Origin of the sequence: Chitinophaga oryzae (assembly GCF_012516375.2) — a bacterium.
Taxonomy (GTDB): Bacteria; Bacteroidota; Bacteroidia; order Chitinophagales; family Chitinophagaceae; genus Chitinophaga; species Chitinophaga oryzae.
The window spans coordinates 7,375,850-7,388,884 of sequence record NZ_CP051204.2; the positions used below are offsets into that span (position 1 = coordinate 7,375,850).

A 13,035-nucleotide genomic window follows, 5' to 3' on the forward strand; every position below is an offset into this window, starting at 1 on the left:
AAGATGTCTCTTAAAATATACACCAAAACAGGGGATAAAGGCAAAACCTCCCTGATCGGCGGCACCAAAGTACCCAAAAGCGATCTCCGCATCGATGCCTACGGCACCGTAGACGAACTGAACTCCTATATCGGGCTGGTCAGCGATTATACGGCAGATCCGGACACCAAAACCCTCCTGAAGGAGATACAGGACCGCCTGTTCACCGTCGGCGCAGCACTGGCCTGCGATCCCGACAAGGAAACAAAAATGCGCATCCCCGATCTCCACGAGGCGGATATCCGGCTGCTGGAATCCAGCATCGATAAAATGAATGAAGAACTGCCTCCCATGAAACACTTCATTCTCCCGGGCGGACATGTAGCCGTATCTACCTGCCACATCGCCCGCTGCGTATGCCGCCGCACGGAAAGACTCTGCGTAGGCATGCAGGAACAGGACATGTTCATCGAACCGCTGGTGCTCAAATACATCAACCGCCTGAGCGATTACCTCTTTGTACTGGCCCGCTGGACCGGCCACAAGCTGGGCGTGGAAGAAATTCCCTGGAAACCGAGGGTATAGTTTTTTTCTTAAATTAGCTGCATGTTCACAGGAATCATTGAAACAACAGGAGAAGTTATATCCACCCGCAAAGACGGCGGTAATCTCATCATCAATATCAAGTCGTCTATTGCCGGTGAACTGAAAATAGATCAGAGCGTTTCGCACAACGGCGTATGCCTGACCGTTACCAACATACAGGGCGATACCTACGAGACCGTAGCCGTAGCGGAAACACTGCAAAAAACCAATCTGTCGCTGCTCGTACCGGGCGCCAGGGTGAACCTCGAAAGGGCCATGGTGTTCAACGGCCGCATCGACGGCCACCTGGTACAGGGCCACGTAGATGGCACCGGTACCTGCGTCGCCCGCGAAGAACAGAACGGCAGCTGGCTGTACCGCTTCACCTACCCCACCGCCAACGCTGGCCTGATCGTGGAAAAAGGAAGCATCTGCATGAACGGCATCAGCCTCACCGTGTTCGATATCACCGAAAAAGAATTTTCCGTGGCCATCATACCGTATACGTTCGCATTCACCAACGTACAATTCATGCATCCGGGACATCTGGTCAACCTGGAGTTTGATATTCTGGGCAAATACGTAGCCCGTCAAATGGCGGTGCGATAAACAATAAGCTTTGAAAAAACACCTGCTGCTGTCCATATCATTACTGTCTGGCCTGCTGGCACACGCCCAGCAGACCAGACTTGCCCGTGTCAACGTATGGTACGATACCACCGCCGTGGCAGAACTGTACGATCGCGTCCCCCTCGGATTGGAACTCGTGTACACCGACAGCAGCAGCCGCCAGACGACCGGCATGTTACGCGGAAACCTCCGCTGGAATAAAATACAGGTCAGCTCCTCCAACGGCAATATTCAGAACGGCGTCCTCTATTTCAACCGTCTTCAACTGGCAAAAGACCATTATCGTATAACCATCACCGTTAACGGGGAAGGGAATACGCCGCTTTCAAACACCATCACGCTCCCCTACCTGGTAGGTATGCGCTTCAATCATTATACGGACAGCATCAAACGCAACATCCGCTATTACATGAACGTAGAAGGGAAATTCAGCAGCGGGCGCGTATTGCCGCTGGATACCGTACAGCTGCGGTTCCGGACTTCTGCCGGCGCTGTTATCGGACAAGATGTACTGGTGGAACAAAAAGATACTGCAAAGGCAGTGCTCATGGAAGCATGGTACAAACCCAACCCGGACCTCTATATCCGTTCGGAAGTGCCCATTAAAATAATGCCCGACCCCGACCTGCCACCTCCGGCAAACCGGCCAGGGTCCCGGGGCCGGCGTCAATAAAATTAAATCAGCGTACGCGCCTTCAACTCAAGGTATTTATTCACCACATTCAGCGTAAGGTGCTCCGGCGTACTCAGTAAAGACATGATACCGTATTTGGCCAGCTCCTTCACGATCAGTTTTTTATCGTAGGCAAACTTCTGCGCGATAGTCTGCTTGTAAATAGCCTCCACATCTGCCGCCGGCTGCTCCGTTATCCGCTTCAGCTCTGTATTCTCAAAGAAAATAACCAGCACCAGGTGATATTTCGCCAGCCGCCGCAGAAAAGGCAACTGCCGCTGCAGGCTGGACATCGATTCAAAATTCGTGAACAACATCAACAGGGAACGATGGGACAAATGACTGCGCAACTGCACGCTCAGCGCTTCAAAATCGCTCTCTTTCCACTGCGTTTCCTGCGCATACAGCTGCTCCAGTATCTTGTTGAGCTGCACTTTCTTGTTGCTCGCCGGCAATACCTCTACGGTATTTTCATTAAAAGCCGCCAGGCCCGCTTTATCGCCTTTGCCCAACGCCACATTACTAAACACCAATGATGCGTTGATTGCATAATCCAGCAAAGTAAGCCCGTCAAAAGGCATCTTCATGCTACGCCCCTTGTCAATCACACAATACACCTGCTGCGATTTTTCTTCCACATAATTATTCACCATCAGGTTACCGGAACGGGCTGTCGCTTTCCAGTTGAGCATCCGCACATCATCTCCCTTCGTGTAAGGTTTGATGTGATCAAACTCCATACTGTGCCCGATGACCCGGCGTTTATGCACGCCTATTTCATTGAGCCGGTTCATATACGAATACAGCGAGAAATGCCGCAGCTGCTGAAAGCTGGGGTATACCTGTATGTCCTGTTCGGTATTAAAAACAAAACGGCGGTTGACGATACCCAGCGCACTCTGTACAAAAATGTACGTATAACCAAACTGGTACACTCCTCTCTCCACCGGGCGCAGCTGATACTTAAACACGTATTGCTCTCCGGCATTGAGCTTTGCCTTCATAGAGAAATTACGGTCCTGGAACTGAAACGGCAGCTCTTCCAGCAGTGTAACAAACACGGGAAAAGGATAACGGCTGGTACAGGTAACGGTTACCTCGTTTTCATCGCCGTTGCTGAAACGCGCGCTGGCTGTACGTGCCGCTTCGAGGATATTGGCCGGCCTTAACACCAGCAATATGATATCGAGCAGCAACAATGCCAGCAGTACCGCAAAAATTACTATGGCAACATTGAACAGCCCCGGTACAAAAAAGGAGATGATGAACAACAGGATGTTGGCCCCCAGCCCCAGGTACAGGCGATTGCTGAAAAACAGCTGCTGATACAAGTTGTTTTTTACAGTTGAAGACATATATAATCAGCTTATCTGGGAACCTCTACCATCTTGATAATCTGTGCGATCACATCATCAGTACGGATACCTTCCATTTCTTTTTCCGGTGTCAGCATAATACGGTGCCGCAGCACGTGCGGGATCATTTCCACGATATCGTCAGGAACAACAAAATCCCGGTTGCGCATAGCGGCCATCGCTTTGGCGCAGTTCATCACGGCAATGGACGCACGCGGTGATGCACCGAGATAGAGCGATGCATTCATGCGGGTTTCCTGGATAATAGAAGCGATATAATGCAACAGCTTTTCTTCAATTCTCACCTGGCGCACCAGGTTCTGGAATCCGATCACCTGCGTAGCAGTCACCACTTTGGCGACTACTGCAGACAGGTCGGTGGCGCCGTTCAGCCGCTGTACACTTTGCAGTACCGCTACTTCTTCTTTTAGATCGGGATACTTCACTTCCACTTTGAAAAGAAAGCGGTCCAGCTGCGCTTCCGGCAACCGGTAGGTACCTTCCTGTTCTATCGGGTTCTGGGTGGCGATCACCATAAACGGACGGTCCAGCTGATAAGTCGTACCATCGTTGGTGATCTGTCTTTCTTCCATCACCTCAAAAAGCGCCGACTGCGTTTTGGCCGGGGCGCGGTTAATTTCATCTATCAGTACGAGGTTGCTGAAAACAGGTCCTTTTTTGTATTCAAACTCCCGTGTCTGAGGGTTGAATACAGATGTGCCCAGCACATCCGCCGGCATCAGGTCGGGGGTAAACTGTATCCTGGAAAAATCAGCGTCGATACACTGCGCCAGCAATTTGGCGGTCAGTGTTTTGGCCACGCCCGGCACCCCTTCAATCAGTACATGCCCTTGCGTGAGCAGGCCTGCTATCAGCAGGTCCACCATCTGGTGCTGTCCCACAATTACTTGACCAATCTGTGCTCTGATAGCTTCCACGCCTTCATGCAGGGTGGTAAAATCAGTCCTGGGTTGAAAGGTATTGATGTCCATTATTTCGTATTTAAATAAAAATGTTGAATGCGTTCGTAAAAATGTTTGAGTTGTTCGTCGCTTACCGCGCCGGCCAGCTGTATGCGGTGGATCATATCCATCAGTTCCCGTATGTCATTTTCCGGCATAGCCGCTTTTTTGGACAGTGCTTCTATGAACTGCGGGTTGAGATGGTTTGTATTCAGGTAATAACGGGTACGGATATATTCAAGCAGGTGCAGTGTCATTTTATGCGCCAGGTTGAAGTTGTCGTGCTGCTGGTAATACAACTGTCCGATGGCATCCACGAACTCCAGGGAATTATTGGCCAGCATTGGTTTCTCCGGGATGATCCGCTGCCTTCTTTTTCCTTCGAAGATCACGTAGAGCAGTAGTAGCAATACCGCCAGCCATAGCGCCCATCGCATGGAAGGATAGCGCATCAGCACCTGCCATTCGCTGAAGTCGCCCGACTGTGCGCTGAACTGGTGACTGTAAAAGTCGTCCCAGTAAATATTATACGCATTGTCCGGCATGTAGGACATCTGTGTTTCCAACGCTGCTATGTTATTTTTTTCCAGCAGGAAGTAGTTGGTGAAAGTGTAAGGGTTGAGCGAAATAAAAAAGCAACCACGCCCGCGCACTACCCGGATAAAATTGGGTTTGCCTTTAAAATTGGTGCCCAGCACTTTCGTATAGGCGGTATCGATACCTGAAAAATAGCTGGTAGCGATCATCCCGCTGTAGCTGTAACTTGTGTCCAGCGGCACGGTTTCGTCTTTATATCCCTGCACTTTATGAGGAGTGCCTGGCTGGTAGTTGGAACCATTCTCTATTTTGCATTCCAGTTTCTTCGCCAGCAACGGGTCGATCCTGTTGACGCTCAAAAACAGGTAGTTGCCGATGGACACATAATCCATCATGGCCTCCACATCTTTTTCCGTGGTGAACAGTTCATTGGCCACCAGGATGTAGTTGTTGCCCGCATAACGCAGTTCCGGCTCTTTGGCGAAAGTTCTGGCGAAGGGCTTGGTCACTACCTGTACGGAGCGGCGGATAAATAGTTCCGGCAATGTTTTGAAAGCTACGTAAGCGCCGCCTGCCTTTTTATCTTTGCTGGAGAAAGAGGATGCAGCCATTTTGGTGGACAGCTTGTCATCGCGCAGGGAGCCATTTTGGCTGATGACAGCCAGTAGTATTAGCAGCAGTAATACAACGCCGATGATGATATAGGTGGTCCTGTTTTTCACGAAGCTTTGCCTAATTGGTGATTAAAATCCCTGAACTGCTGGTCCATGGTCCTGAAGTTGTCTTCACTGATATCAAATCCACCGTACCAGATGTATTCATAATCCAGTGTTAATGTGGAAAACGTTTTATAGTAAGGCGTATTACGCATACTGCGGAGATAGTCGTTGTTTGTTTTTTCCCTGCCGGGCGTGATCAGCTGACGGTTGGCCAGCTGGAAAAGCGTGTACAGGTACCACCAGCGGATGGCCTGCCTGATTTCTCCGGCTGCGATGGCAGCGCGGATCTTTTCTTCATACTCTCCCGCGCTCTGCAGGTCTTCTTCCTGTATTTCTTCCAGGCCATCGATCAGTTTGGGTTTTCGGAAGATACTCAGGCCGTTGTTTTTCATAAAACGGTACAACAGATATCCCAGGCCCGCCAACAGGAGGGCAAGGATCACCCAGCTGAACTTCCAGAGGACATAAAGCACCATCGCGATAAAAGCGGTAAATCGTTCCGCGCTTTTGGAGTTAGCCTCTTTCGCGGGCTTATCGCGGTAGTGCATGTTTTTATCTGCTTTCAGCTTCTCGATAATGCTTGCGTTTACCGTACGTTTGTCAAACGAAGGCAGTTCTATCTCTTTGCCGTATTCATCTGTCAGGGGAACAGCTTCTGCCGGTGTTTCTTCAACGGCAGCATCTTCGGCCACGGGTACCGCCGGGGCAGTATCTGCCGGCGGCAGCAGCGGCACCGCCTCTGTTGCCGCCGGCGGTGCATCCTGAGAAATCGCCGTCAGCGGCGCACTTAGCAGGCATAACAACAGCAGTCGCCGGCCATATTTTCTGCAAATTCTTCTCATCATATTAACTTAACTGCTTTGAAGGCAACGGGGCAATCACTTTGCCCGTCTCGCTTAAACGATATCCTTTGCGGTGTAAACGGATCGGGTATACGACGAAGTAACCGACCATGAACAACAGTGAGGCGGCGAGTATAAAAAGGCTAAGCCATAAAGGCATTTCGGTGTACCGGGTCACGAAGCCTTCGAGGAAAGCCGCTACCACGAAAATGGGGATCAGCGTTACCATGATCTTGATACCGTCTTTCGCGCCTTTACGCAGGGAGTCCAGCCGTTTGCGCGTACCGGGAAATAACAGGCTTTTCCCGAGGATGATACCGGCGCAACCGGAGATAACGATGCTCGAAATCTCCAGTGTTCCGTGTATCCATATCACCAGTATGGATTTGAAGCCGAGGCCATGGGAAAAGAAGATATACTGGAATACGCCGAGCATAATGCCATTGTGCAGTAACAGGTATAAAGAGCCGGCGCCCAGGAAGATACCGCCTACATAACACATCAGGGATACCCGTATATTGTTGACCGCTATCTGCAGAAACATCAGCAGCGGATTGCCTTGTTTATATACGCCAAACGGATCATTGTTGGCAATGTTCCGTTCTGTCATATTCACATATTCATCTCCCAGAAAACCTCTGACAAAGGTTTCATCATGGGCCGATGAAAAAGCGCCCATAATACAGAACAGCAGGAAGAAGCAGAGGGTAAACAACAGCAGCCGGTGATATTGACGGAACAACAGCGGCAGTTCATACCGGAAGAACAGCTGAAAACGGCCTACTTCTTCTTTGCGGTTCTGGTAGATACGCTGATAAATACCAGCCGCCAGTCCGTTGATATATCGGGTGACTTTACTAAAGCTATAGAATGTTTTGGCATAAGAGAGATCATCCAGCAAGGAAACAAATCTTTCCGCCATTTCGTCGGGGTCCTCGGTTGGCTCCTCCTGGATTTGTTTCCAGCGGGGCAAATTTTTCTTGATAAACAATGATTCTCTCATAGTGAGTCAAATTCCCATTAAAAATCCGGATATCTTCCTACAGCACAGGGGAGTATCGGGCAAACATACTAAATCGTTTAACAATATATAAACTAATATGTAAATTTGAGTATGAGCAACATAAAAATACCAACTTCCTTTAACATTGACCTCGAATTTGAAACGGCGGAGGCGATGACGCGTTTTCTGGCCTGGCTCATTGATTTTGCGATCCGGGGGGTATATGTTCTGGCGGCCATGATGGTAATTTCTTCCCTTGCGATAAACAGCGACGCCCGGACGGTACTGATTATACTGGCGATGCTACCTGTCATGTTGTATTTCCTGGTCATGGAGAGCATCATGGGTGGTTATTCCCCGGGAAAAAAGATATTACACATAAAAGCGGTGAGCCTCACGGGAAACCAGCCTACCGTGAGCCAGCATATGATCCGGTGGATATTCCGGATGATAGAATCCCCGTTGATGGCCGGGTTGTTTTTTATTCCGGTGATCCTGCCGATCGTGACGATGGCCCGCACACCTTACAATCAGCGCCTGGGCGACCTGGTGGCCGGCACCATTGTGATCAACACCAAACGTAAGGGCAGCATTGAAGAAACCATTTTCCGGGATATGTCTGCTTCCGACTACCAGCCGCAGTTTCCGCAGATCATGCGGTTATCCGACCGGGACATGAACAAGGTGAAAGACCTGCTTGACAAGGCGCTAAAAGCCGGAGATGAGGTGCTGGCGGCCAAAGTGGCTTTCCGGGTAAAGGAGGTGCTTCATATTGAATCCGAACTGCCCAATACCAATTTCCTGGAAACGGTACTGAATGATTACAACTACTACACTACGCGCGACAACTGATGTACGTGATCAATAACAACAAGGCCGAAGCAGATTGCTTCGGCCTTGTTGTTTTAAAGAAAAATTATTGCACAGACTATTTGCCTTTTACTACAGCAGTGTCTGTCCAGGTGTCATGCCAGGGGCATCGCCAAACAGCATGCTGAAAGGTTCAAAAGGCACCCATCTGCAAACGGTGCGGAGCATGATACGGCCGGTGGTCAGCGGTACACCGTTAGTGCTCACTACGTGCGTGCCGGTTACCATTTTACCGACGGTACGGCCACCGGCATAGCCTTCCATTACAGTGTAATAAGCGAGGTTGATGACCAGGCTGAGTATGACAGACTCCATCATTCCGAGTGTCAGTACAGCGGCAAGAATGTTCTGGGCTACGCCCACGATAATGGCGTCGATCAGCAGATTGGCAAAACGCTGGCCTTTGGAGGCGTGCTCCAGGTTAGCGGTTTCGTGCAGATCAGAGAGCAGATCGGAACTTTTGTTTTGGTTAATTGTATCCATAGGTTAAAATATAAAACGGTTAAAAAATTATACGAGGTTTTTACCGATAGCATTAATGTCCTGCTGTGGCCGGGGGCCGTTGGGGTCGCCAGCCGGACCCTGGTACACAATGGTACGGTCGAATGCCAGGATAGCGAGGAAGATGAAGTTCAGGAAAATCAGCCCGAAGGTGAAGCCGGTGCCTTTTCCGAAACTTTTGCTGAGCAGGTCCATTGCCATGATCGCGAAAATGATGTTCACAACAGGAATACAGAACAGCAGCAGCCACCACCATGGTTTGCCGATAATTCTCAGCATGATGATGGTGTTGTAGATGGGGATGATGGACTCCCAGCCTTCAAAACCCGCTTTCCTGTATACTTTCCACATACAGATAATGGAAAAGACGGCGAAGGCGAGACAGAAAATAATGAAGGGGAGCATCAGGGCTAGAACGGCCGCATTACTGGCGTTGTCCATAAGAATATAGTTTTGAATGAAAGATAAGACAGGGGCTGTCACATGTTCAGCTTACTGTCGGGGATTAAAACGTCAACAAGATACACAAAAATTCAAGTATAACAAATGAAGTGAATACATATTTGGTTGATTTTTTTACCGGAAAATCATACACCAGCAGAGCTGATCCAACATTTTTTTTGAGATTTCTTTTACAAAATTTGGATTTTCAGCGGATTGCATTACCTTTGCAACCGGCAAGTCTTATACGACCAGCTCCTGCTGAACTCCCCAGGACAGGAATGTAGCAAGGGTAGGTGGTTGAAGCGGTGCGATATAAGTAACTTGCCTTTTTTCTTTTTTAAAGGTCATTAGTCGCTCGTCAGTAGTCATCTGGTTACTATTTGCTCACCTCTTCACTAATGACAGTGTACTCCACAAAAATGACGCAAACCAAGTCCTTACAAACTAATTCTTAATAGTATGAAATTCTTTATCGATACAGCCAATCTCGATCAGATAAGAGAAGCTCATGATCTCGGCGTGCTGGATGGTGTAACCACCAACCCGTCGCTGATGGCCAAGGAAGGCATCAAAGGGGAAGCCGCTATCCTGAAACATTATGCAGACATCTGCGAAATCGTGGACGGAGATGTGAGCGCGGAAGTATTTTCTACCGATTTCAAATCTATCGTGGAAGAAGGAAAGAAACTGGCCGCTATTCACCCTAACATCGTGGTGAAAGTTCCGATGATCAAAGAAGGCGTAAAAGCCATCAAATGGTTTTCTGAGAACGGTATCCGTACCAACTGCACTCTGGTGTTCTCTGCCGGTCAGGCGATCCTGGCTGCCAAAGCCGGTGCTGCCTACGTATCTCCTTTCATCGGTCGTATCGATGACAGCAACTGGGATGGCGTTGAGCTGATTGCACAGATCGCGCAGATTTACAGCCTGCAGGGCTTCAAAACGGAGATCCTTGCAGCTTCCATCCGCAGCGCGCTCCACATCGTTAAATGCGCGGAAGTAGGCGCTGACGTATGTACCTGCCCGTTAGATTCCATCCTCGGCCTGCTGAAACATCCTTTAACGGACATCGGCCTCGCCAAGTTCCTGGAAGACGCCAAGAAAATGTAATTTCAAAGATATTTTTTAGATGGTGTATCCCCGGTGCAGTTCTTGCGCCGGGGATTTTTTTTGTAAATTGTTAACCACTAAAACCATTAACCGGATGGGGAAATACATTCTTGCGCTGGACCAGGGCACCACCAGCTCCCGCGCCATTATCTTCGACCACGACGGCAGCATCAAAGCGACCGCACAAAAAGAATTCAAACAGATATTCCCCCAACCCGGATGGGTGGAACATGACGCCATGGAGATCTGGACATCCCAGGCCAGCGTGGCCGCGGAAGTACTGCTCAAAGCCCGCATTACCGGCGATAACATCGCTGCCATCGGCATCACCAACCAGCGCGAAACCACTATCGTATGGGACCGTAAAACCGGTAAGCCCATTCACAATGCCATCGTATGGCAGGACCGCCGCACCGCCGCCTACTGCGACAGCCTTATCAAAGCAGGCAAAGAACAACTCATCAAAGACAAAACCGGTCTGCGGATAGACGCCTATTTTTCCGCTACCAAAATAAAATGGATACTGGACAACGTGCCCGGCGCCCGGGAAAAAGCAGCCGCCGGCGAACTGGCCTTCGGCACGGTAGACAGCTGGCTCACCTGGAACTTCTCCAACGGACAGCTGCATATCACCGATGTGAGCAACGCCTCCCGCACATTGTTGTTTAATATCCACGACATGAAATGGGATGACGAACTGCTCTCCCTCTTCGATATCCCCGCCTCCATGCTGCCCGAAGTAAAACCTTCCAGCGAAGTGTACGGCTACTCGGAAGCAACACTCACCCCCTACCGTATTCCTATTGCCGGCATCGCCGGCGACCAGCAGGCAGCCCTCTTCGGACAAATGTGCACCGAGCCCGGCATGCTGAAAAATACCTACGGCACCGGCTGTTTTATGGTACTCAATACCGGCGACAAACCCATCCCGTCCAAAAACAACCTGCTCACCACCGTAGCCTGGCAGATCAACGGCAAAACCACCTACGCCCTCGAAGGCAGCATCTTCATCGGCGGCGCCGTAGTACAGTGGCTGCGCGACGGCCTCGGTATCATCCGCCACTCTGCCGACGTGGAGAAACTGGCCGCCACCGTACCCCACAGCGACGGCGTATATTTCGTGCCGGCATTCGCCGGACTGGGCGCCCCCTACTGGAACCAGCATGCCCGCGGTACCATGGTGGGCATCACCCGCGGTACCAGCGCCGCCCACATCGCCCGCGCCGCACTCGACAGTATCGCCTTTCAGACCATGGACGTGCTCAAAGCGATGGAAGGCGACGCCGGTATGCCTATCAGCGAACTGCGCGTCGACGGCGGCGCCACCAGCAATAACCTGCTCATGCAGTTCCAGTCCGACCTGCTGCAGGTAAGCGTGGTACGCCCGCACATCACTGAAACCACCGCGCTGGGCGCTGCCTACCTCGCCGGACTCGCCGTAGGGTTCTGGGACAGCATCCCGTCTATCGCCCGCCAGTGGAAAGTAGACGCCACGTTCGAACCATCTATGGAAACATCACAACGCCAACAACTCTGCAAGGACTGGAAACGCGCTATCAAAGCGGCCCAGGCCTGGACAGAAGAAGACTAAAAAATTCCACACATGTCACCATTTTTAGCCGAAATTATCGGAACAGCTTTTATTATCGCCCTCGGCGACGGCGTAGTCGCCAACGTAGTACTCAACCAGTCCAAAGGCAACCAGGGCGGATGGATCGTCATCACCATGGGATGGGCCATGGCCGTATTTGTCGGCGTATTCTGCGCCGGGCAATACAGCGGCGCACACCTCAACCCCGCCGTCACCATCGCCCTGGCGGTGAAAGGCTCCTTCAGCTGGACACTCGTGCCCGCCTACATCGCCGCCCAGATGCTGGGCGCCATGCTCGGCGCCCTCCTCGTCTGGCTCTGCTACAAAAAACACTTCGACGCCACCACAGACGCCGCCAGCAAACTGGGCGTGTTCTGCACCATCCCGGCTATACGAACACCCGGCTATAACTTCCTCACAGAATTTATTGCCACCCTCGTTTTTATACTGGCAGTGTTCTATATCCCCAAACCCGCTACCGGCATCGGCTCCCTCGATGCCCTGCCCGTAGCTTTCGTTGTACTCGCCATCGGCCTCTCCCTCGGCGGCCCTACCGGCTACGCCATCAACCCCGCAAGGGACCTCGGCCCACGCATTATGCACGCCATACTGCCTATCTCAGGCAAAGGCAGCAGCGATTGGGCCTATGCCTGGATACCCATCGCAGGGCCCGTTGCAGGCGCTGTCGCAGCGGCGCTGATATATAATGCATTCCTGGCTTCGTGATAAACATTTTATGGCCCCAGGGCTCACGCCCTGGGCTACGTTGTTGTTCAAATCCCTGTACGGCAGCTGAATTCACGATGCATCAATCCCTTTAGTCAAAATTCCTGTACGGCAGCTGAATTTATGATGCATCAACCCTTTAGTCAAAATTCTTGTACGGCAGCTGAATTCATTATCATAACCTCCGGCAAACCGCGGAGCCATGACCTGCCAGCTCCGCCATAGCCCACTGCCCCTACATGAGGCATCCCCCGGTAAGGCCCGCCAAATCGTAGCGTTCTTCTATTTTCTATCCCTCTTAATACAGCCTTAGCCGTAAGCACCTGCATACGTCAGCAAGCCATTTTTACGGTAACGACTACATTAAAAAAACAGCCGCGTTAAATTTTTCCAAACCTGATATTTATCATGTTCTTAGTTTTCATTTTTTTCTGAAAGTTTTGTAACTTTGATAAAGATTACTACTGGTACGGCGTTTGAACTGCCGGTAGTATCAGAATGTTATAAC

General features: G+C 50.7%; 14 protein-coding genes and 1 other RNA gene. 8 read left to right on the forward strand and 7 right to left on the reverse strand.

Features of this window, described 5'->3' with window-relative positions:
* The first annotated feature begins 3 nt into the window (after positions 1 to 3).
* Genes HF324_RS29130 through HF324_RS29140 form a run of 3 tightly spaced genes read left to right on the forward strand, consistent with a single transcriptional unit; the run spans position 4 to position 1,867 of the window.
* Positions 4 to 564 carry a cob(I)yrinic acid a,c-diamide adenosyltransferase gene (locus tag HF324_RS29130; protein ID WP_168806868.1) on the forward strand — a complete coding sequence of 187 codons (561 nt, stop codon included), beginning with the start codon at positions 4 to 6 and terminating at the stop codon, positions 562 to 564.
* Positions 565 to 585: 21 nt separating this feature from the next.
* The gene (locus HF324_RS29135) at positions 586 to 1,173 is read left to right on the forward strand and encodes a riboflavin synthase (RefSeq protein ID WP_168806869.1); all 588 of its coding nucleotides are present in this window, start codon (positions 586 to 588) and stop codon (positions 1,171 to 1,173) included.
* Positions 1,174 to 1,183: 10 nt separating this feature from the next.
* Positions 1,184 to 1,867, forward strand: coding sequence for a hypothetical protein (locus HF324_RS29140; RefSeq protein ID WP_168806870.1), 684 nt, complete (start codon positions 1,184 to 1,186; stop codon positions 1,865 to 1,867).
* A 2-nt stretch (positions 1,868 to 1,869) separates the two neighbouring features.
* Here HF324_RS29140 and HF324_RS29145 read toward each other — a convergent pair whose 3' ends face one another.
* From HF324_RS29145 to HF324_RS29165, 5 genes are read right to left on the reverse strand one after another with little or no spacing between them, the layout of a single operon-like run.
* Positions 1,870 to 3,222 (reverse strand): DUF58 domain-containing protein, encoded by a 1,353-nt coding sequence (locus HF324_RS29145; protein ID WP_168806871.1) that lies wholly within the window; start codon positions 3,220 to 3,222, stop codon positions 1,870 to 1,872.
* 11 nt (positions 3,223 to 3,233) lie between these two features.
* Entirely contained in the window at positions 3,234 to 4,214 is a 981-nt protein-coding gene (locus HF324_RS29150; RefSeq protein WP_168806872.1) for an AAA family ATPase, read from the reverse strand.
* Positions 4,214 to 5,443: a DUF4350 domain-containing protein gene (locus HF324_RS29155; protein ID WP_168806873.1), complete on the reverse strand. Its 1,230-nt coding sequence runs from the start codon at positions 5,441 to 5,443 to the stop codon at positions 4,214 to 4,216. Before HF324_RS29155 ends, HF324_RS29150 begins: the two co-directional genes overlap by 1 nt.
* Positions 5,440 to 6,285, reverse strand: a complete 846-nt coding sequence (locus HF324_RS29160; RefSeq protein WP_168806874.1) for a DUF4129 domain-containing protein — start codon at positions 6,283 to 6,285, stop codon at positions 5,440 to 5,442. Before HF324_RS29160 ends, HF324_RS29155 begins: the two co-directional genes overlap by 4 nt.
* Position 6,286: 1 nt before the next feature.
* On the reverse strand, positions 6,287 to 7,285 hold the full coding sequence (locus HF324_RS29165) for a stage II sporulation protein M (protein WP_168806875.1): 999 nt from the start codon (positions 7,283 to 7,285) through the stop codon (positions 6,287 to 6,289).
* Positions 7,286 to 7,396: 111 nt separating this feature from the next.
* Here HF324_RS29165 and HF324_RS29170 point away from each other — a divergent pair, with 111 nt between their 5' ends.
* Positions 7,397 to 8,137 (forward strand): RDD family protein, encoded by a 741-nt coding sequence (locus HF324_RS29170; RefSeq protein ID WP_168806876.1) that lies wholly within the window; start codon positions 7,397 to 7,399, stop codon positions 8,135 to 8,137.
* Positions 8,138 to 8,227: 90 nt separating this feature from the next.
* Here HF324_RS29170 and HF324_RS29175 read toward each other — a convergent pair whose 3' ends face one another.
* Both HF324_RS29175 and HF324_RS29180 read right to left on the reverse strand, forming a co-directional pair.
* Positions 8,228 to 8,638 (reverse strand): RDD family protein, encoded by a 411-nt coding sequence (locus tag HF324_RS29175; protein WP_168861459.1) that lies wholly within the window; start codon positions 8,636 to 8,638, stop codon positions 8,228 to 8,230.
* A 27-nt stretch (positions 8,639 to 8,665) separates the two neighbouring features.
* The gene (locus HF324_RS29180) at positions 8,666 to 9,097 is read right to left on the reverse strand and encodes a DUF5684 domain-containing protein (protein ID WP_168806878.1); all 432 of its coding nucleotides are present in this window, start codon (positions 9,095 to 9,097) and stop codon (positions 8,666 to 8,668) included.
* Positions 9,098 to 9,331: 234 nt separating this feature from the next.
* Here HF324_RS29180 and ffs point away from each other — a divergent pair.
* The 4 genes from ffs to HF324_RS29200 all read left to right on the forward strand — a co-directional run bounded on the left by ffs (position 9,332) and on the right by HF324_RS29200 (position 12,527).
* Positions 9,332 to 9,430, forward strand: an RNA gene (gene ffs, locus HF324_RS29185) — signal recognition particle sRNA small type.
* Positions 9,431 to 9,559: 129 nt separating this feature from the next.
* Positions 9,560 to 10,210, forward strand: a complete 651-nt coding sequence (fsa, locus tag HF324_RS29190; protein ID WP_078667044.1) for a fructose-6-phosphate aldolase — start codon at positions 9,560 to 9,562, stop codon at positions 10,208 to 10,210.
* 94 nt (positions 10,211 to 10,304) lie between these two features.
* Positions 10,305 to 11,801: a glycerol kinase GlpK gene (gene glpK / locus HF324_RS29195; protein WP_168861460.1), complete on the forward strand. Its 1,497-nt coding sequence runs from the start codon at positions 10,305 to 10,307 to the stop codon at positions 11,799 to 11,801.
* Positions 11,802 to 11,813: 12 nt separating this feature from the next.
* Positions 11,814 to 12,527: an MIP/aquaporin family protein gene (locus tag HF324_RS29200; protein ID WP_168861461.1), complete on the forward strand. Its 714-nt coding sequence runs from the start codon at positions 11,814 to 11,816 to the stop codon at positions 12,525 to 12,527.
* Positions 12,528 to 13,035 lie beyond the last annotated feature (508 nt).

Bases quoted from the DNA above. Each gene is read 5' to 3' on its own strand.
- HF324_RS29130 (WP_168806868.1), top strand. From the start codon at position 4: ATGTCTCTTAAAATATACACCAAAACAGGGGATAAAGGCAAAACCTCC.
- HF324_RS29135 (WP_168806869.1), top strand. From the start codon at position 586: ATGTTCACAGGAATCATTGAAACAACAGGAGAAGTTATATCCACCCGC.
- HF324_RS29145 (WP_168806871.1), bottom strand. From the start codon at position 3,222: ATGTCTTCAACTGTAAAAAACAACTTGTATCAGCAGCTGTTTTTCAGC.
- HF324_RS29150 (WP_168806872.1), bottom strand. From the start codon at position 4,214: ATGGACATCAATACCTTTCAACCCAGGACTGATTTTACCACCCTGCAT.
- HF324_RS29160 (WP_168806874.1), bottom strand. From the start codon at position 6,285: ATGATGAGAAGAATTTGCAGAAAATATGGCCGGCGACTGCTGTTGTTA.
- HF324_RS29165 (WP_168806875.1), bottom strand. From the start codon at position 7,285: ATGAGAGAATCATTGTTTATCAAGAAAAATTTGCCCCGCTGGAAACAA.
- HF324_RS29170 (WP_168806876.1), top strand. From the start codon at position 7,397: ATGAGCAACATAAAAATACCAACTTCCTTTAACATTGACCTCGAATTT.
- HF324_RS29175 (WP_168861459.1), bottom strand. From the start codon at position 8,638: ATGGATACAATTAACCAAAACAAAAGTTCCGATCTGCTCTCTGATCTG.
- HF324_RS29180 (WP_168806878.1), bottom strand. From the start codon at position 9,097: ATGGACAACGCCAGTAATGCGGCCGTTCTAGCCCTGATGCTCCCCTTC.
- fsa (WP_078667044.1), top strand. From the start codon at position 9,560: ATGAAATTCTTTATCGATACAGCCAATCTCGATCAGATAAGAGAAGCT.
- glpK (WP_168861460.1), top strand. From the start codon at position 10,305: ATGGGGAAATACATTCTTGCGCTGGACCAGGGCACCACCAGCTCCCGC.
- HF324_RS29200 (WP_168861461.1), top strand. From the start codon at position 11,814: ATGTCACCATTTTTAGCCGAAATTATCGGAACAGCTTTTATTATCGCC.